Annotated in this window: 20 protein-coding genes; 8 read left to right on the forward strand and 12 right to left on the reverse strand. The window is 53.0% G+C overall.

The window, feature by feature from the left end; genetic code table 11:
* Positions 1-105: 105 nt before the first annotated feature.
* Complete coding sequence (locus ACTNE6_RS16910; protein WP_442497571.1) at positions 106-1,050, reverse strand: multicopper oxidase domain-containing protein; 945 nt, start codon at positions 1,048-1,050, stop codon at positions 106-108.
* A 277-nt stretch (positions 1,051-1,327) separates the two neighbouring features.
* The gene (locus ACTNE6_RS16915) at positions 1,328-2,344 is read right to left on the reverse strand and encodes a TIGR03118 family protein (RefSeq protein WP_442497572.1); all 1,017 of its coding nucleotides are present in this window, start codon (positions 2,342-2,344) and stop codon (positions 1,328-1,330) included.
* A gap of 16 nt (positions 2,345-2,360) precedes the next feature.
* Here ACTNE6_RS16915 and ACTNE6_RS16920 point away from each other — a divergent pair, with 16 nt between their 5' ends.
* The 4 genes from ACTNE6_RS16920 to ACTNE6_RS16935 all read left to right on the forward strand — a co-directional run bounded on the left by ACTNE6_RS16920 (position 2,361) and on the right by ACTNE6_RS16935 (position 4,667).
* Complete coding sequence (locus ACTNE6_RS16920; protein WP_442497573.1) at positions 2,361-2,741, forward strand: hypothetical protein; 381 nt, start codon at positions 2,361-2,363, stop codon at positions 2,739-2,741.
* 282 nt (positions 2,742-3,023) lie between these two features.
* Positions 3,024-3,464, forward strand: coding sequence for a nucleotide triphosphate diphosphatase NUDT15 (locus ACTNE6_RS16925; RefSeq protein WP_442497574.1), 441 nt, complete (start codon positions 3,024-3,026; stop codon positions 3,462-3,464).
* 111 nt (positions 3,465-3,575) lie between these two features.
* On the forward strand, positions 3,576-4,157 hold the full coding sequence (locus ACTNE6_RS16930) for a TIGR00730 family Rossman fold protein (protein WP_442497575.1): 582 nt from the start codon (positions 3,576-3,578) through the stop codon (positions 4,155-4,157).
* Between the two features lie 105 nt (positions 4,158-4,262).
* On the forward strand, positions 4,263-4,667 hold the full coding sequence (locus tag ACTNE6_RS16935; RefSeq protein ID WP_442497576.1) for a GFA family protein: 405 nt from the start codon (positions 4,263-4,265) through the stop codon (positions 4,665-4,667).
* Between the two features lie 191 nt (positions 4,668-4,858).
* Here ACTNE6_RS16935 and ACTNE6_RS16940 read toward each other — a convergent pair whose 3' ends face one another.
* Together ACTNE6_RS16940 and ACTNE6_RS16945 are read right to left on the reverse strand one after the other, a co-directional pair.
* A complete protein-coding gene (locus tag ACTNE6_RS16940; protein ID WP_442497577.1) occupies positions 4,859-5,635 on the reverse strand; it encodes a hypothetical protein in 777 nt (258 codons plus the stop codon).
* A 176-nt stretch (positions 5,636-5,811) separates the two neighbouring features.
* Positions 5,812-6,537 (reverse strand): hypothetical protein, encoded by a 726-nt coding sequence (locus ACTNE6_RS16945; protein WP_442497578.1) that lies wholly within the window; start codon positions 6,535-6,537, stop codon positions 5,812-5,814.
* Positions 6,538-6,986: 449 nt separating this feature from the next.
* On the opposite strand from ACTNE6_RS16945, the gene ACTNE6_RS16950 reads away from it, so the two are divergent.
* Complete coding sequence (locus ACTNE6_RS16950) at positions 6,987-7,205, forward strand: hypothetical protein (protein ID WP_442497579.1); 219 nt, start codon at positions 6,987-6,989, stop codon at positions 7,203-7,205.
* A 9-nt stretch (positions 7,206-7,214) separates the two neighbouring features.
* Here ACTNE6_RS16950 and ACTNE6_RS16955 read toward each other — a convergent pair whose 3' ends face one another.
* Positions 7,215-7,841 carry a hypothetical protein gene (locus tag ACTNE6_RS16955; RefSeq protein WP_442497580.1) on the reverse strand — a complete coding sequence of 209 codons (627 nt, stop codon included), beginning with the start codon at positions 7,839-7,841 and terminating at the stop codon, positions 7,215-7,217.
* A 610-nt stretch (positions 7,842-8,451) separates the two neighbouring features.
* On the opposite strand from ACTNE6_RS16955, the gene ACTNE6_RS16960 reads away from it, so the two are divergent.
* From ACTNE6_RS16960 to ACTNE6_RS16970, 3 genes are all read left to right on the forward strand, one after another.
* Positions 8,452-8,748, forward strand: coding sequence for a hypothetical protein (locus tag ACTNE6_RS16960; RefSeq protein ID WP_194970885.1), 297 nt, complete (start codon positions 8,452-8,454; stop codon positions 8,746-8,748).
* A complete protein-coding gene (locus ACTNE6_RS16965) occupies positions 8,702-9,007 on the forward strand; it encodes a hypothetical protein (RefSeq protein WP_442497581.1) in 306 nt (101 codons plus the stop codon). Before ACTNE6_RS16960 ends, ACTNE6_RS16965 begins: the two co-directional genes overlap by 47 nt.
* A gap of 387 nt (positions 9,008-9,394) precedes the next feature.
* Positions 9,395-10,300: a hypothetical protein gene (locus ACTNE6_RS16970; RefSeq protein WP_442497582.1), complete on the forward strand. Its 906-nt coding sequence runs from the start codon at positions 9,395-9,397 to the stop codon at positions 10,298-10,300.
* 310 nt (positions 10,301-10,610) lie between these two features.
* Here the strand turns inward: ACTNE6_RS16970 and ACTNE6_RS16975 are convergent, their stop codons facing one another.
* The 7 genes from ACTNE6_RS16975 to ACTNE6_RS17005 all read right to left on the reverse strand — a co-directional run bounded on the left by ACTNE6_RS16975 (position 10,611) and on the right by ACTNE6_RS17005 (position 16,638).
* Positions 10,611-11,684 carry a class I SAM-dependent methyltransferase gene (locus ACTNE6_RS16975; protein ID WP_442497583.1) on the reverse strand — a complete coding sequence of 358 codons (1,074 nt, stop codon included), beginning with the start codon at positions 11,682-11,684 and terminating at the stop codon, positions 10,611-10,613.
* A 279-nt stretch (positions 11,685-11,963) separates the two neighbouring features.
* A complete protein-coding gene (locus ACTNE6_RS16980; RefSeq protein ID WP_442497584.1) occupies positions 11,964-12,389 on the reverse strand; it encodes a hypothetical protein in 426 nt (141 codons plus the stop codon).
* A gap of 2 nt (positions 12,390-12,391) precedes the next feature.
* Entirely contained in the window at positions 12,392-13,363 is a 972-nt protein-coding gene (locus ACTNE6_RS16985; protein ID WP_442497585.1) for a vWA domain-containing protein, read from the reverse strand.
* Positions 13,363-13,923 (reverse strand): MxaK protein, encoded by a 561-nt coding sequence (locus ACTNE6_RS16990; protein ID WP_442497586.1) that lies wholly within the window; start codon positions 13,921-13,923, stop codon positions 13,363-13,365. The genes ACTNE6_RS16985 and ACTNE6_RS16990 overlap by 1 nt, the downstream gene beginning before the upstream one ends.
* Positions 13,920-14,900, reverse strand: a complete 981-nt coding sequence (locus tag ACTNE6_RS16995) for a vWA domain-containing protein (RefSeq protein WP_442497587.1) — start codon at positions 14,898-14,900, stop codon at positions 13,920-13,922. Before ACTNE6_RS16995 ends, ACTNE6_RS16990 begins: the two co-directional genes overlap by 4 nt.
* Positions 14,897-15,787, reverse strand: a complete 891-nt coding sequence (locus tag ACTNE6_RS17000; protein ID WP_442497588.1) for a nonribosomal peptide synthetase MxaA — start codon at positions 15,785-15,787, stop codon at positions 14,897-14,899. Before ACTNE6_RS17000 ends, ACTNE6_RS16995 begins: the two co-directional genes overlap by 4 nt.
* The gene (locus tag ACTNE6_RS17005; RefSeq protein WP_442497589.1) at positions 15,784-16,638 is read right to left on the reverse strand and encodes a DUF58 domain-containing protein; all 855 of its coding nucleotides are present in this window, start codon (positions 16,636-16,638) and stop codon (positions 15,784-15,786) included. The genes ACTNE6_RS17000 and ACTNE6_RS17005 overlap by 4 nt, the downstream gene beginning before the upstream one ends.
* Between the last annotated feature and the right edge of the window lie 5 nt (positions 16,639-16,643).

A 16,643-nucleotide genomic window follows, 5' to 3' on the forward strand; every position in this document is an offset into this window, starting at 1 on the left:
AATTCGCGACATGCTCAAAAAGCCCGTCATACAAGAGCCAAAGCATGGCCTGAAATACCCAAACGACTAAGTGACGCTGGGTCAACTCCCTCACTGTCATTCAGGTCAATTATTAGGATCACCATCGCCTGATTTAATCAATCCCAATGCACCTAATCCGACGTAATTAAAGGCATGAGTCACGATAGGATAGAGCCCATCTTCTTTTGTAGTGAATTCCACAATAGCGCCTTGAGCGGGTGCTAAATCGACTGCCTGCGAGCCATAACCACCTGCATTTCCTGGAGATAACTCAACCCCCTCTTTAATGACGCGATCAAAAATTGTGCCGACGATATGGAAAGTACTGTCTTGGTTAGGACCGACATTTAAAACAAATATGCGCACCTTTTTACCTGTATCTACTTGTATAGGATGATCTTTGTATTGAAACGCCACACCATTAAAAACCACGAAATCCGGGCTGGCACTCGCCATGCCAGCGTGATTAAAATCAATATTGCCGCCTGGCTTTCCAGTATAAAACTCGCTTTGCACTATAAAGAACTCATGATCTACGGGTTCCAGACCGCCTCTAGGCTCGACAATGACCATGCCATACATGCCGCTGGCAATGTGATGTAATGCGGGGTTTGTTCCACAGTGATACATCCATACGCCTGCATAATCCGTATGCCACTCGATATATTTATCTTCCCCAGGGTTAATTGAAGCCATTGCATCATTGGGAGCTACTTGACTGGCATGAAAATCAACTGAATGAGGATGCTTGTTGGTAGATGGATTGATCAAATGAAGCCTAATGGTATCCCCTAAATGCACTCTAGCGACAGGCCCTGGTACTGTGCCGTTAAATGTCCATAGCTGCTGGCTGACTCCGGGAGCAATAGTTATTGACTCTTCTGTAGCGAATCCTTCCCAGTTATGCACCCTGGATTCAGGAAGTGTAGGTGCTCTAGGATCACGTAACACATAAGGTGCGGCAGTAGCAGGACCGGCATCTACAGTGGAGACAAAGGCAATTGCAATAAAAAAAGCTCTACTTTTCATTATTTAACCTCAATCAGATGAGCCTATGAAACATGCCCTGCAACCAATTTACGGAGCATCGCATTTTCACCATTGATTTTGTTAAAAACACAGCGCAGACTCGACCATCCAAAGCCGACCTGGCATAGGAAACCTATTCCAGTTTAAAGAACTCAAAGCCAAACAGTTCCCTTGAACACCAGTTCATCATTCCGTTGAATCTGGCCCTCCTATGCATCCTGTCATCAAACCGATAGCAGATCATTGAAATCCTCCCACTTTGCGGCTGTCTCCGGTGTCACTGCACGTCAAGGCGACCAAAAGCCCCGTGCTGCTCATCGCCCGGCCCTGCCGTAAAGAACAGAGTGTTGACCGGTTGGTTCTCGAAGCCATTACCAAAGGCGAGTCCCCACAAGCCCTCGATCTGGATGGGCGTGCCGCTGGCAGATTCGAGCCGGCCTACAAACTCACCCGTCGCCAGATCAAAGGCGTTGATCCTGCCATCGCCGAAATTGCCCACCAACAGGCGGTTGCTGAATTTGCCGAAGCCTGCCGGTGCCAGAGCCATTCCCCAAGGCGCGTTCAGATTTTGCCGTGATGCTGAATCGACAGCCACGAGACGTCTGAGCAAGACGCCGTTGGAGTCGAACACATTGATCAAGCCGAGCCCCTCGCCTTTCTCGTCATCGCGCAGGCTGGGGTCCTGTTTGGCATAGGTAACGTAAATGTTGCCGTTGATTGCCTGTATGCCAAACGGCGCGCCGATTGGGGGAACCGCCGGGTCCGTAAACGCCCCCTCAGGCAGGGCCACAGGCTTGAACGAGCTGTCAAAGACATCGATTTTTCTGTTCCGGAAGTCGGTGGCATAAAGCAGGCCGCCGCGACCGCCCGCACTGATGGCCAGCCCCTTGTAAACCGCGCCGGCGGATGTCGAATTGTCGATGACGCGGATCGCGTGCGTTTGATCGACATTGGGTGCCCAGCCCGCGATTACACCGTCTTCCGTCGCGAAGATAAAGCGACTCGGCCCGGAAGCCGCGCCCTTCGACACCACGAAATCTGATGGCGAGCCGCTATAAACGATGCCTGTCGGGTTTCCGCCGCCAGCGTCATTGCCTGGCGACGGAATCTGGACTACCAGGGGCCGGGCATTGCCTACGCCGTCATACAGCGTGGATACCCCCGTGCCGTTGTTTGCCACCCATGCGGGACCGAATGGATTGAACGCAAGCCCCCAGCTGTTGACCAGGTTAGGATCGGTATGAATTGGCGGAGGAAAGCCGCTCGGAGTAAAGCCATCGGATATATAGTTCAATTGGTAAAAACTTCCATTGGAAGGCACGACGAAGGCAGCAAAATTTCCTCCGGTAGAGGTTGTAGAAGGCGCAGCAATGCTTCCCCCATTAGGAGGAGAAAGGACTGGGGATGTAGAAAAGTCCCTGCTAGGCATGATAGATGCAGAAAATTTCCTGCTAGGTGGCGTGGATGCAGAAAAATTTCTGTTGGATATGGTGGTTGGGGCAAAACGTTTCTGGGCCGGACTCGTAGGCGCGGCAGAGCCATTCTCTGCAGGCGCGGTAGACTGGGCAAAATTCCCCTTGGCAGCAGCGGCAAAGGCGCCAGGTGTGGCGACGAGAACCATCGCAAGCACCAAGGATACACAGCAGCCTTGTACAAGGACGCAAGATGCTTTCATTTTCGGCTCCTTATAGAAGAATTTGGGGAAACTATCTAAAACAGGTGCCATCTGTCGCTGAAACTACGCAATGTAGTCAGCGTTCTCTCTAGAGCTGAACCCGTCCAAGTTGGTTCAAACATTTTTGATTTCGGGCGATAGCGCAATAAATGGATTGCGTCGCATTTTTCAGCAAACCTAACAGGCAGGCACCCGGGCTTCTGGCCGGCATGTGTATAAAAGCGTGAAAAACCAGGAAGCCAATGGTTTAATAACGACTCTACGGACTCTCCATTAATCTATATTAAAAGGACAAACCATGCTCGCACCCCAAATCGGAGTTGGAGTACTCGTCATTGAAAATGGACGCATACTGCTCGGAAAGCGAAAGGGATCGCACGGCGCCGGAACGTGGTCCGCTCCCGGCGGCCATCTTGAGTACGGCGAATCGATCGAAAATTGCGCTGAACGTGAAGTACTGGAAGAAACCGGCATCAGCATCCGGGATCTGCAGTATGGTCCTTTCACAAACAGCGTATTTGAATCCGAGCAGAAGCACTATGTGACTGTCTTCGTGCTGGCAAAGCGGGAATCGGGCATTGTCGAAACCAGAGAGCCGGAAAAGTGCGAAGGCTGGGAATGGTTTGACTGGTCCCATCTGCCTGAGCCTCTGCTTGCGCCGCTGGCAGCCTTGCGCCGCCAGGGCTTCATCTTACCGGACGGCTCTTGCTATCAATCGCTGAATGTCATAAGTTTGTAGTTTGTAGGCTGGGTTGATAAACCCAGCATTCGGAGCCGCCAAAGCTGGGTTTATCAACCCAGCCTACCTGATCCAAGGCGCAGAATGTCATCAATAGAAAAGGTCTAAGTTATGAAAAGTATTTGCGTATACTGCGGCTCCAGCCCTGGCAGGCTGGAAGCATATGCCAACGCCGCCTGCGCCCTTGCCGGGACGCTCGTCGATAGAAACATAAGACTGGTCTACGGCGGCGCCAGCGTCGGCATCATGGGCCTGCTGGCAGATACGGTGCTGGAGCTCGGCGGCCAAGCGGTGGGTATAATCCCCGAAGGCCTCGTACGCAGGGAGGTCGCGCACAAGCATCTGACCGAACTGCACGTCACGCAGTCCATGCATGAGCGCAAGATGCTGATGGCGGAGCTGTCCGACGGGTTCATTGCCCTGCCAGGCGGAATCGGCACGCTTGAGGAACTCTTCGAAATCTGGACATGGGCGCAGCTAGGATTGCACAGAAAGCCCTGCGGGTTGCTGAATATAGCGGGTTATTTCGATGCGCTGACCGCGTTTCTGGATCATGCCGTAGCGGAACAGTTCATCAAACAAGTTCATCATTCGATATTGATCGTTGAGCGTGAACCGGAAGCGTTACTCGACCGGTTCGACAGTTATGTGCCGCCGGCTGTTACGAAGTGGATGGAAAAAGATGAGACATGAAAGGTTGTCGCTTAGCCGGAGCATGGCTATAACACGATAATATTTTTACTTTCCGGACGCTCTGTCCGGTTAGCTTTACATTATGAAGTCAAAAGGCGAATCATCATGATCAGGCAGGTTGGAAGGACCGTTATCAATCCAAAACACTTGGCGACATGCCATTGCGGCGCTGTCGTGCTGGAACTCGACTTGCCTGACGGCATCGTTGACCCTCGCCGGTGCGACTGTTCGATCTGCCGGAGAAAGGGTGCGATAGTCGCCTCGGTTCCGCTTTCCGGCATCAGGATCATCCAGGGCCAGGATGCGTTGAGGCTCTACCAGTTCAACACCATGACCGCGAAGCATTACTTTTGCTCCATCTGCGGCATTTACACCCATCATCAGCGCCGGTCGAATCCCGAACAGTACGGCTATAACGTTGGCTGCCTGGAAGGCGTCAACCCGTTTGAAATCGAGAACGTGCCGACGAACGACGGCGTTAACCATCCGGCTGATCGTGGCGCTTTATAGTCCGGTAAATGTGGCGAGGCAATATTGATGTGCATCCTATCGATTAGCACACCCTCTTACATTGATAAATCGGTCGCCTGATTAAGTAAGCCGCTTAGGCAGCGGCTTTCCGTTATACAGTTCCCGCAGATACTATCGGCCGAGCAAGGCCGAAGCAGTAACGCCCAGGCCTTGCTCGACTCTGGTTCATTCTAATCGTCCATTAGCTCCCCAGGACTATTGAAATATTCATCCTCTATACCATTCGGACCATAAGTGTAAAAACTAAAAGAACTATTGATATACCTAAGCTCTCCAGCCGAAAAGGTTAAAGTAGTATGATGTGATGTGCTAGAGCCAGTGCCCCACACATAAAATGCCGTAGGTCCTCCTGAATTTACACGCGCCAGAAGAACACCATGACAACCTAGAGTTTCAACAACTTCGTCATAGGTCATCCCTTCCTGGAGCTTACTTATTTGGGATTGTTCGGGCGTACAAGTGGGAAAGCGTCCAGCGGCGCAATAATTGTCGTGGGACCCCCAAATAACAGAATGGGCCGCATAAACGGAACATCTTGTAATATCGTCAGCCCGAGGTTCTTCACTAGAAAGCACGCCAAGCGTTCCATCCGGATTGAACTTCAATTTGACATTTGCATACGCAACCTTTCCTTCAATCACGACTGTCGGAATAGTCGCCGTGCCGCTAGCGGGATCATAAGTAGTCGCAGTCTTGGAAACGGAAGGCTTTTCAGTGGAAATAACGCTGAATGATAGATCTGAATTTCGCTCCAATTTGACGTTTACAAACTCAAGCTTATCGTTAACCATTACCTTAGGAATAGTTATTTTATTAAAATAATATTGATCGTTTACACGTTTTACCGTGTACTGATTATTTCTTACAGGGTTTACCCTGTCTTCCGCTTGACCGACAGTTGTCAGGAACAGAGCCGCCAAAAATACCCCTAGTTTTTTTATTTTCATAGTCCTTTTACTCCCATAATCCCAGTAGATCAGTTATGTAGTTCTTAAAAAATTTGCGCGCAATTGCGAATGAAGAAGCCTGTAAGCTAAAGCTTGGTATGCAGGGTAAATTGATAGTTTAATCATCGCTAAGTGCCGCCAATTAAAGAGCCGCTTAAACAACGGCTTTCTATTATTCAGTTCTGGTCAGAATCATTGACTAGATCAGACGGTTTACGGTGAATGGCCAGTAGCTGATTGATAAATTTAACCGAACCCTTGTAAAAACCCACAGTAGCGAATGTACGCGGATTCACATTCCGCTCAGGAAAAGTGTCAGAACTAGCAGACCATGCGTAAAATGCGACTTCAGTTCCGTATTGATCAGTTCGCACCACAAGAACCCCATGACAGCCCAGAATTTCAACTACCTCATCATAGCTCATCCCTGCTTTGATCTTATCTACTTGAGGCTGGACAGGGGGACAGGTGGGAAAGCTTCCATCAATGCAGTAATCGGTTCCGGCCGCATAAGTGGAGCAGTATAAAATATCGGAAACCTGGGGTTTTTCAAAAGAAAGAAGACTAAATGTTCCATTTGAATTTTCCTTCAATCTGAAATTTGCATAGTTAATCACACTCACATCGCGGCTAGGCGCCAACGTTGGAATAGTTACTGTGCCGCTGGCGGGATCATAAGTAGTGTCAGTCCTGGAAACGGGAGGCTCTTCAGTGGAAATAACGCTAAATGTTCCATTTGAATTTCGTTCCAATTTGACATTAACAAACGCAACCTTGCCGTCAATCTCCACCTCCGGAATAGTTACCGTGCCGGCAGCGGGATCATAAGTTGTATCTGCCGCGTAACCGACAATGGTTACGAACAGAGCCGCTAAAAATACTCCCAGTTTTTTTGTTCTCATAGTCCATTTACCCCCATAATCCCAGTAGATCAGTTATGTAGTTCTTAAAAATTTGCTTGCAATTGCCAAGCGAAGACGGCCTATGACAATTCAAATATTTTCATTATTTGTGTTATTAAAATTGAAAAACTTGCATAGCGCTCGGCGCAGTAAGACTACTATACATGACCGGCTTATACAATCCGTTAGTCTAGTATATAGATCGCTTACCTTTTGAAGGTTTAATTCATCTGAGTTTTTGGAAAATATTACGCAATACTGTTAAGAGCATTCAGCGCCGATCTAATCGCGAACAGTACGGCTATAATGTCGGTTGCCTGAAAAGCGTCTGTCAAACTGTTTGAAATCGAGAACGTGCCAGTGAACGATGGCGTTAACCATCCGATCCGACTTTTCGTAGTACTTCATAGCTGGATAGAATGTGTTGAACGCAATGAAACGTCTTAACCATGCTGACCTCTTCAGCAAGCAGCCAACTGGCGCGGCTGCTTGCGTTAATACGAGCATTAAAACTCTATCTGGAAATAACCAAGCAAAAGTCGCCCTATCAAGGGTCGCCCATAAGAAAGCCGCTGTTTAAGCGGCTTTCTGTTATTTGGCTCTTGCCAGAGTATTTGAATATTATTCAAATGGCCGTGAATTTTTGGACAACAGCTCAAGATCCATAATGTAGGAAATTAAAAACGTATGAATTGAGCAAGCTTACCATCAAGAAAACTCGCGTCAGCAGAGTATACAGAATCAGTACCCCAACGATAAGATGTGTAGCCCCCTGAACCAACATTCTCGAGAACTCCATGACAACCTATAATTCCAACAACCTGATCATAGGTCATCCCGTCCTTGATCTGAGCTGCTTGAGAGAGAGTAACCAGGCAAGTAGGATACTTCCCCTCATCGCAAATATTAGTTCCGGGTACATAAGTGGAACAACTTAAACTATCGGGAACTGGAGGCACTTCAGTAGAAAGAACGCTAAGTGTTCCATCTGGATTTAACGCCAGTTTGACATTTGTATGCTCAACCTTGCCGCCAATCACCACCGACGGGATAATTACGGTGTCAGCAGCGGGATCATAAATGGTGGTAGAAGGGGAAGCCTTGGGAGCTTCAGTAGAAAGAATGCTGAATGTACCATCCGAATTGGCCTTCAATTTGACATTGACAAACTCAACCTTACCGTTAACCGCCACCTCCGGAATAGTTACCGTGCCGGTAGCCGGATCATAGGTGGTGTCTGCTGCGTGGCCAATAGTTGTTACGAACAAAGCCGTTAAAAATACCCTTGTTTTTTTTGTTTTCATGGTCCTTTTTTACTCCCTTAATTAAGTAGATTAGTTATATGAAATTGCCGAGCGAAGACTGCCTGCGACAATTCAATTATTTCTATTATTTGTGTTTTAAAATTAAACAACTTGCATAGCGCTCGGCGCGAGAAGACTACCACAAACAATCGGCCCAGACAATCCGTTAGTCTAGTGTGTATGTTGGTTACCCTTTAGAGATTTAATTCACCCGAGCCATTTTTTTAAAAATGGCTCGCGATGCCCTTCTGGGGCATTCATGCGATTATTGCGTTAGCAGGGAAGCATTGGTTTTAGTGATCATACCCAATTAAACACTGCCTGGATGCTCACATGACCGGCTTCAAAGGCCACCGTATCAAAATACATTATCGCGCTCTGCGCCAAGTGTATCCGGCTTACCCGCGCAATTACCGGAATCTGGAGGAGATGATGGCGTAACGTTCGATCATTCCAACATCTAAGCGCAGGGGCTTGAAGTTCACGCCCTATCTGAAGGCTGTTTTCCGGAGAGGGAAGATACGCCCAGTCGGCACGAGTTGGCATATGGACGAGATATACATCAAGATCAAAAGCCAATGGAAGCAATCGTTGCGCGTGCTCCCGTCGCATGGCTCTCGAACTAGGCGAATTATCCGGCAAGCTAATCATTGTTAATAGTGAATTTTGTAACAAAAAAAACGTTAATTTTTCACTGAATTTAAAAACGCCTGATGCCAAAATAACCCCGTTGTTAAAGAAAAGGTATGCGCTCTTCTTTGCTCCCCAAGTTGGTGGCCATTTTTACCAACTTGGGCTTATTAGCTTTATTTTCGCGCAGAGAATCAAAAACAAATATAAATACAACACAGGAGCATCTCATGGTCAGAAGAAAACACATCAGCAGCGGCGACTGGCGCACCGTTGAATCGTTCTGGAACGCCAAAGGCACGGCTTTTTTCCAGGCGCCGGTCGGGGCGCAAATCAAGGTTCGGTATGGCGCCGGCTGGTTCGGCTTCGATAGCCAGAAACAAGCGCTGGACGGTGTCGCGTACAAAAAGCTGGTAGTCGGCCTGGGTTCTTTGGGTTTCGCCAGGATGCAAATCAAGGTTTCGCAAACCACCGATGTGACTTACGACGTCTACGGCGACTGCCTGGCCAGACCGCTGCCCGAAATTCAGTTTTAGCCGAACGGATTAAATAGCTAACGCCCAGCATCGATAGCATTGGTTCGCATTACGATGTATGGAGCGATTTTTTGCAGTTTTTTTGCTTCTTCCTTCATTATCTCTACCCATGGTGTTTAAAGCCTGGTGTCTACCAATGAGCGAGAGCCTTGATTTCTCTCGCTCTTTTTTTGATAGCGAAAAATTAAATCGGCGAGATAAGACGCCACTTTGCGATTGCAGAAAAATGTCCCGAATCAGGCTGCCGAAAGACTGGATTTTTACAAGATGCCAATCCTGCGGGCTTACGTCTCTATATTATAACTGCTGACTCTCAGTTTGAACTTTAAGACGGCATCAATAACACTGACGGAACTTTTACCATCAATATTTTCAAGAGGTACCGGCATGAAACTCGCCAAAACTTTTTCCACCATTGCCTTAATATTATCTCTGCCGGTCCAGGCAGAATCGACCAGCACCGGCGCCGTTCTGTTCAACAGCACTGACGGCAACTGGTTCAATCCGGCCAACTGGAGCTCCGGCCGCGTGCCCGGCGCCGAGGACGACGTAGTGCTGGATGCCGATGACAACGTGGTGATTGATCCGGCCCTGGGACGCATGCCGGTGCAGGTCCGCGATCTCACGATACGCGGCAAGGCGCGCCTGGAAACCTTGCCGGACACGCATCTCATCACGCGCGACGAGATCGTGCAGGACCAGGGGCAGCTGATCCACCGCAGCAGCGCTTCGGAAGGCGATACGCTCATCATCTCGGCATCGCCCGACCCTGCGGCTGGCTGGGGTTTTGGCCAAAGCGGGACGCTGCTCAATCCATCGACCCAAAGCCACCGCGATGTAATTCTAAAAACCAGCGCCACCTTGCAGTTCGGCCTGGGCGGACTCGAACCCGCAAGCCTGACTACCGGGGCTGACGGGTCTGTCCGGGTGCAAAACGGCGCAGGCCATTACGCCACCCTGACAGCGGATTTAGTCGTGCTGAACAGCAGCCAGGACCTTACCGGCCTCATCGGGCAACTGCCTCCCGGCCTGCTCTTGTCGCTACACTACGGCTTCAGACCGGCAGACGGCGACAGTTTCCAGATCATTACGGCTAACCGTCGGCTGGTCGACCAGTTCCGCGGTCTGCCCGAAGGCGCACTGGCCGGCTGCACGGATGACAACGTTGGTCTCTACATTTCCTACCTGGGAGGCGATGGCAATGACGTGGTATTGTCCGCCAAAGATACGTCACCTGAAGCCTGCCTGCTATTGCCTGCAATACAGAAAGTGCGCGAAGCCGCTGCCCGTTAAGAAGCGCGTATAGGCTTCTTCGGCTTCGCACTTATGCAAGCGCGGTTATGCTCGCAACTATGAGGCTTCTGGCGTTTGCAGGATGGGGTGAGTTCCTCATCACGCTCGGAAGTTATATGAATACAAGATGCGTACAAAGAAGCCAGTCAGGATACATTGATGCGCAGCAGCGGCGATGGCGATGGATTTATCCCTCTCGCCATCGCCGAATTTGGCCAGTAACCCTGAAAACTGGCACCATCGGTTAGCGGCGAATTTGTTGTCTGATGATCGAATTTGCCGGCGACAATAGCAATATCTATACAGGCAGCTAAACTTTAGCCTCAAGCACCAAATTGGTTGGTGTCTCTGCAGCGCGCCTTACCTGGCCGAAGCCTCCCGCATTGAGCACTTCGGTAAGCTTTTTTTGACCGGCCTGGGCGCCCAACCCAAGTCCGACCTCCTGAGATTTGGAGGCGGGCACGCAAACCATCGTTGAAAACGAATAATAAATCTGGCCTAAAGGATGGAGGTTTTCTTCCAGACTATCTCCGGCAAAAGGCTCGACCAGCATAAATGTTCCGCTATCAGACAACGTGCCTGCAATATGCTTGGCCGCGCCGACGGGATCGCCCATATCGTGCAGAGCATCGAACATCGTCACAAGGTCGTAGTTTTTCCCGGGATATTCTTTCGCCGCCACAACTTCGAAAATCGTATTGCCCGCGACACCTGCGGCGCGAGCCCGCTCCCGCGCGTGTTCGATCGACGGTTCGTGATAGTCAAAACCATGAAAAGTCGAATTAGGGAATGCCTGAGCCATAAGGATGGTCGAGGAACCATGCCCGCAGCCGACGTCGGCAACTTTGGCGCCGGCTTCGAGTTTTTCCCGGACGCCATCAAGTGCCGGCAGCCATGAATCGATCAGATTCATGGCATACATCGGCCGGAAAAAACGCTCGGTGCCGCAGAACAAACATGGGCTATGATCGCTCCAGGGCAACCCTTTGCCGGAGCGGAAAACTTCAGTCAGTTTGGGTTCATCGATATAAGCGGACATGACTGCCTGGAAGAAGCCTTGCATGCAGGCCGGATGCCCCTCGGCAGCAAAAACGACGGCCTGCTCGGGCGACAATGAAAATCTGCCGGCAGCGGAATCGTAATTCACATACCCTGCCGCCGCATTGGCAGAAAGCCACTCCCGAAGATAGCGTTCGTCCATTCCAGTGCTGTCGGCCAGTTCCTGACTGGTTGCCGGACTGATCTCGGCCAAAGCGCTGTACAGGTCAAGTTTGTCGCCGATATAGGCTATCAGCAAGCCCAATGATCCGGCTACGTCGCCAATCACTTTACCCTGCAGCTGTTCCAGCTTGCTCTCATTGATATCCGTTAAGCGTATTGCCATCTCTTTTGCCTCTGTTTATAAATACGTTGTAAGAACTTTTGCTGTTAGTGAATGGTGGAGGTCATGCTGCAAGGGCAGATATTTGCTCCCGCAATATCGGCATAAACCACATCCGTGCGGTTTATGCAAGAAGGGCTATGGGATGCGCTGAGGCACGAAGCACATCGTTCGAGTAATTTTTTCAGCCCTGACTATTGCCATATCTACACCTTCCTAGCCCATCCTGCCTAGCGGCTTAAGCTGATATGTTACCGGACGATCATCAGTTTGATTGAAGTTTCATGGCTTTTTCCTTACCAGATCGGCACAACCGACGGTGGCTTCCGCTCCTGACTCAACGTAACAGGCGCTGACATGGTCCTTGCTGAAAATACGGCCATGATTGTAGCCCTTGCTGTCCGCGCCAACCCAGGTAAACGAGGCGTTGTCAGGATAAATAGCCCCGAAAAAGTGCTTGGTTCCCCCCGAAAAAGTGAAGTGTCCTTTGAATATGCGCCCTTTCTGCTCGGAAATCTCGACAGTCTTGGCCCAGCTTGAATGCCCTTTTTGCTCTGAATAAGTAGTGTTTTCTCCGGTCCAGACACCGACCAGATTGGGGATATCTTCTTTTTGCGGCTCTGAAAAACAGGCCGGGCTGCTGATCAGGGCTGAGGCAAGCAGGATCATTCGTGACGAAAACGTAAAGGTCTTTGTTAAGTTTTGCATAGTCAAACTCTCTTTATTGCTCTATTTAAATATCGTTTAAACAGGCCGCCGTAGATCGGCAGCAGCAGCGCCAGCGCCGCGACGGCCGCTTTCCAGCGCACATCGGCGTCCACCGGTTTCTGCACGGCGAAATCGGGCGTTTGCAGGGCCTCGTTCAAGGCATCGATATCGGTCAGCCGGTGATAGCGCAGGCCTGCCTCCGACGCCAGCTGTTGCAGATACGGCTCGCGCAGGGAAGCCAGGTGTTCGCTGCCCGTCGCCGCCTCCCGGCCGAACGGCGCGTTGCGGGCATCGTAGCCTTCGATTTTTTCTGGATTGAGGTTGGATTCGCCGAACGAGGAGCGGTGCGGCACATCCTCGGCGCTATAGAATCCGGCGGGCTCGCCGTTGGCGTTGAATTTCGGGATAGGCACGGGCTGCAGGCCGCCGACGCCGAGAATCATGCCGTCCAGCTTGCCCTTGACAGCGGAAAAATCGCTGAGATAGCGCGGATTGACAGGCGGGGCTTCCTGTCCGTCGGTCACGAACACCACTTTGGAATCGCCGTTCTGCAGGATTTCCAGCGCACTGAGCAGGCCGCCGGCGATCCGGCTGTCCGCTGCCCAGGCCATGCGCCAGTCCAGTTCGGCAATGGCGGCATCCAGCTCGGCAAAGCCCGAGCAGACTTCGATCGGCTCGAACAGCAGGGTCGAGCGCCGCTCGGTAAACACGCCCAGGCCGACTTTCGACTGGCATGGCAATTTCGGCAGCAGCTCGCGCAGTGTCTGTTTGACATACTGCAGACGGCTGACGGGGCTGTCTTCCAGCCGGTAGTCCTGCGCGTTCATGCTGCGGGTAATATCGACGATGAAGGCCAGGTTATAGACCGGACGCTTCTGCCGCTCCCGGGGATGGATGAACAGCGCCAGCATGGCGGCCAGCGCCAGAATCAGGCACCAGAAGCGGTAATCCTTGTGTACGCCGGAAAAGCTCATCAAGGCAGTCCTCTCGGAAAGCCCGGCACGGTCGTCCACGGCTGCGATTTGCGGTTGTCGGGGCTGTCGTCCTGGATGTTGATCCGGTCCATTTCCGGCAGCAGGCGCATGGCGACCTCGAGGTTGTATTTGGCGTCCCAGAACCGGCTGTCCAGCGCCAGCGCCTGCCGGTAGGCCTGCTTCGCCAGCCCCGCCAGCGGCAGGGCTTCATTGAAATTCTTCGCTTCGGCCTGTTCAACCGCCTGCTCCAGATAGACATTGCCGAGGTTGTAGCGGATTTTGGCCTGCAGCGCACGGTCGCCCGCGTCCATGATCAGGCTCAGCGTCGCCAGGGCCTCGTCGTAACGGTGCTTGCTCTTGAAGTAAACCGCTCTCGCCAGCCTGACTTCCGGTTTCGCGCTGACCAGTTTTTCGATATCGATGTCATGGCCCGAAGCCAGTTGCTCCATCCAGGCGTTTTCCCGGTCGATCCGGTACAGCGCCCACAGTTCATAGAAAACGGCGAAACTGCTCGCCGCCAGCACGCCCCACAGCGCGGCGTTCCTCAAGGTTCTTGTCACCTTCTTACCTCACACAATTTCAAAGCCAGCAACACCAGTATCAACCCGGCGGCCCACTGGTAACAGAGCGCCGACAAATCCTGTTTGGGGATGCGTTCGCGATAATGCCGGGGCAGGTGCTCCAGCCGATTGATGTCGGCAATGGCTTTCTGCATGGCATCCGGGCTTTCCGCTTCATACGCCTGATAGGGAATGTTCAGGCTGGTGAAGAATAAATGCAGATAGCGTTCCGGCATTGCCTGCGCGTTGTCATTGCGCGAGTCGGCCGGCCGCTCGTAAATGCCGGGGCTGTTGGCCGTGCGCAGAAAAATCCAGTACAGGCGGACCTGCTGCTGCTTGAACCATTGCCGAAGCTGCAGTTCGCTGTCCGGGTCGATGGCCGCCGCCCCGTCGGACACCAGCAGCACGATGCGCGAACCGGTCAGCTCCCGGTTGTCGAAAAAGGACATGGCCATGGCCAGGCCCTTGCTGATATTGGTATAGGCGAGCGCGGGCGCGGCGGTGGCGTTGATGGCTGCCTGGATCGCCTGTTTGTTTTCCGTCAGCGGCAGCACGAACAGCGGCGAGGTGCTGTATTCGGCGATGCCGAGCATGTCGTGCGGGCGCCCGGTGACGAATTCGGTCAGCAGGCGCCGCGCCGCCGCGGCCTTGGATTCCTCTGCGCTGTCCGGCGCCTTGCCGGCGAAGGTGTTGTCCATGCTGTTGCTGCGGTCCAGCAGCAAAACGATGTTGGCGCCGTGGCCGATGCGTTCGATGCTTTGCTCGGTCCGGTGCAGGCCGGCCAAGCCCAGCACCAGCGCCGCGATCGTCGCCATGCCGAGTATGCGCAGCAGGACGGTCAGTCCGGCGGAGACGGCATCGGGCGGCAGTATATCCAGCCACGGATAAGGGCTGTGCCGCACACCGTCATCGAACAGGGGCCACAGCATAAACAGCAGGCCTGCCAAGACCCACGGCGTTTCGACGGCAAAATTCATTTGCTGCCCCGCTCGATCTCGCGGCAGGCCGCGCAGAGCTTTCTGAGCCGGCCCAGGGCTTCCGCGCCGGATTCGGCTTTGCCGGCGAAGAAATAGCGGTTGGAGCAATTGAAGAACCAATCCAGCTGGTCGCCGAGTTGCCGGTACTGCGGATGCTGCCGGTAAAAGCCGGCCAGCTTGTGCTTGAACAGCGGCTGGCGATTCAGTGCGTTCAGGGCCTCATGGAACACCGTCAGTCCCTGCTCCAATTCCTGGCCGGACAGGCGCGCCAGTTTTCCGCCAGCGCGCTTGAAGAGGCTGCGCCGGGGCAACCCCGGCAGATAGCCGTACAAATAGGCCAGACCCGCCCCGCTAGCCAAGGCGATCAGCCCGGCGACGAGCAGCCCGAGCACCGGACCGTCGGTCCGCAATGCGGGCGGCATGGCGTCGGGGCGCTTGTATTCGCCGGTGTCGTCCAGCCTTACCGCCAGCTCGCGCAGGGGCGACAGGGTAAAAGGCCAGGCCGGCACGGCCTGTTCGGCGGTTTTGCCGCCTTGCCCAAGTACGAGGTTGAAGCCCGGAATAGTCAGCATTTTGACTTCATTGGGGGCATAGAAAACCTGATAAGTCAGGTCGATCGTGTAGCGGAAACCGCCGCCGATCCGGCTTTCTTCGACCTTGATGTCATTGAGATTCAGCCAGCGGTTGAGCGCCCCCTGCCGTGGCAGGCTGCTCGTCTGCAGTCTGACCCCGTTGCGGGTTTCGACCAAGACGCGGTGTTGTATCTCGTCGCCGATGACATAGCCGAACGGGCGCGGCGCGAGCAGTTCGACATCGCTGACGGCCGGCCTGTCCGAGCAACCGAGCAGCGCCAGCGACAGCAGGATGCCGGTCAATAGGGTTCTCATGCGGCCCTCTGTTGAAAATAATGATCGATGTGTTCGGCCTTGTAGCGCCCGTCGATAAACAAAGGCTCGGCCCCGAAGGCGCGGAATGCCTGCTGCAGCTGCCGCCGGCGCTGATCAAAGGCGCGGACGATTTTCTGCTTTAGCGCCGGACGCATGAACAGCGTGCGCATAGCGCCGTTTTCCATGTCCCGGTATCTGATCAGCCCCCAAGGCGGCAGGTCCAGATATTCGGCGCTATCCCACAGCACCAGCGGGATCACATCGTGCCGGTTGAGCGTTTGCATCAGGGTTTTGAGCCGATCCGTGCCGAAATGGAAATCGGACAGTAGAAACACCAGCGCCCGGCTCGCGGGCAGCAAGCGCGCTGTTTGCGGCAGGCTTTCGCAGCCTTGTGCCGGGATATGATTTTCCAGATTTTTCGCCAGCGCCCGGACGCGTCCCATTTGCCGGCAGCCCGGCAGCAGCCAGCGCTGTTCCAGCTGTCGTCCGCAGCCGATAAAGCCGAAGCTGTCGCCGTAGCTGAAAGCCGAGCTGGCGGCCGACAATAAAAAATCGATGAGTATCCGTTGTTTGTTCAGGCTGCCGGAAAACGACATCGACGCGGACAGGTCGGCGATCAGGTAGACATCGAGCGTGCTTTTCTGCTGGTAGACGCGCACCTGATAGCTGCCGAACGAGTCCAGCACGCTGGCGCGCAGATCGATGCGCCGGGGGTCGGGCGCCGCGATCAGCGGTTCATGGCGTTTGAATAGCTGGCCGCTGCTGACCATCTGTCCCGGATGCGCGCCGGGAAAAACACTGCCGGCAGGCCCTGCCAGCCGGTAGCGGAAGGTTTCGGGAGCGGTTGTCATGGCGT

This window comes from Methylobacter sp. sgz302048 (assembly GCF_052162025.1).
Taxonomy (GTDB): Bacteria; Pseudomonadota; Gammaproteobacteria; order Methylococcales; family Methylomonadaceae; genus Methylobacter.

Bases quoted from the DNA above. Each gene is read 5' to 3' on its own strand.
- ACTNE6_RS17000 (WP_442497588.1), bottom strand. From the start codon at position 15,787: ATGAGAACCCTATTGACCGGCATCCTGCTGTCGCTGGCGCTGCTCGGT.
- ACTNE6_RS16945 (WP_442497578.1), bottom strand. From the start codon at position 6,537: ATGAGAACAAAAAAACTGGGAGTATTTTTAGCGGCTCTGTTCGTAACC.
- ACTNE6_RS16930 (WP_442497575.1), top strand. From the start codon at position 3,576: ATGAAAAGTATTTGCGTATACTGCGGCTCCAGCCCTGGCAGGCTGGAA.
- ACTNE6_RS16910 (WP_442497571.1), bottom strand. From the start codon at position 1,050: ATGAAAAGTAGAGCTTTTTTTATTGCAATTGCCTTTGTCTCCACTGTA.
- ACTNE6_RS16935 (WP_442497576.1), top strand. From the start codon at position 4,263: ATGATCAGGCAGGTTGGAAGGACCGTTATCAATCCAAAACACTTGGCG.
- ACTNE6_RS16940 (WP_442497577.1), bottom strand. From the start codon at position 5,635: ATGAAAATAAAAAAACTAGGGGTATTTTTGGCGGCTCTGTTCCTGACA.
- ACTNE6_RS16965 (WP_442497581.1), top strand. From the start codon at position 8,702: ATGGTCAGAAGAAAACACATCAGCAGCGGCGACTGGCGCACCGTTGAA.
- ACTNE6_RS16960 (WP_194970885.1), top strand. From the start codon at position 8,452: ATGGCTCTCGAACTAGGCGAATTATCCGGCAAGCTAATCATTGTTAAT.
- ACTNE6_RS16975 (WP_442497583.1), bottom strand. From the start codon at position 11,684: ATGGCAATACGCTTAACGGATATCAATGAGAGCAAGCTGGAACAGCTG.
- ACTNE6_RS16950 (WP_442497579.1), top strand. From the start codon at position 6,987: ATGCTGACCTCTTCAGCAAGCAGCCAACTGGCGCGGCTGCTTGCGTTA.
- ACTNE6_RS16970 (WP_442497582.1), top strand. From the start codon at position 9,395: ATGAAACTCGCCAAAACTTTTTCCACCATTGCCTTAATATTATCTCTG.
- ACTNE6_RS16985 (WP_442497585.1), bottom strand. From the start codon at position 13,363: ATGAGCTTTTCCGGCGTACACAAGGATTACCGCTTCTGGTGCCTGATT.
- ACTNE6_RS16980 (WP_442497584.1), bottom strand. From the start codon at position 12,389: ATGCAAAACTTAACAAAGACCTTTACGTTTTCGTCACGAATGATCCTG.
- ACTNE6_RS17005 (WP_442497589.1), bottom strand. From the start codon at position 16,638: ATGACAACCGCTCCCGAAACCTTCCGCTACCGGCTGGCAGGGCCTGCC.
- ACTNE6_RS16995 (WP_442497587.1), bottom strand. From the start codon at position 14,900: ATGAATTTTGCCGTCGAAACGCCGTGGGTCTTGGCAGGCCTGCTGTTT.
- ACTNE6_RS16955 (WP_442497580.1), bottom strand. From the start codon at position 7,841: ATGAAAACAAAAAAAACAAGGGTATTTTTAACGGCTTTGTTCGTAACA.
- ACTNE6_RS16925 (WP_442497574.1), top strand. From the start codon at position 3,024: ATGCTCGCACCCCAAATCGGAGTTGGAGTACTCGTCATTGAAAATGGA.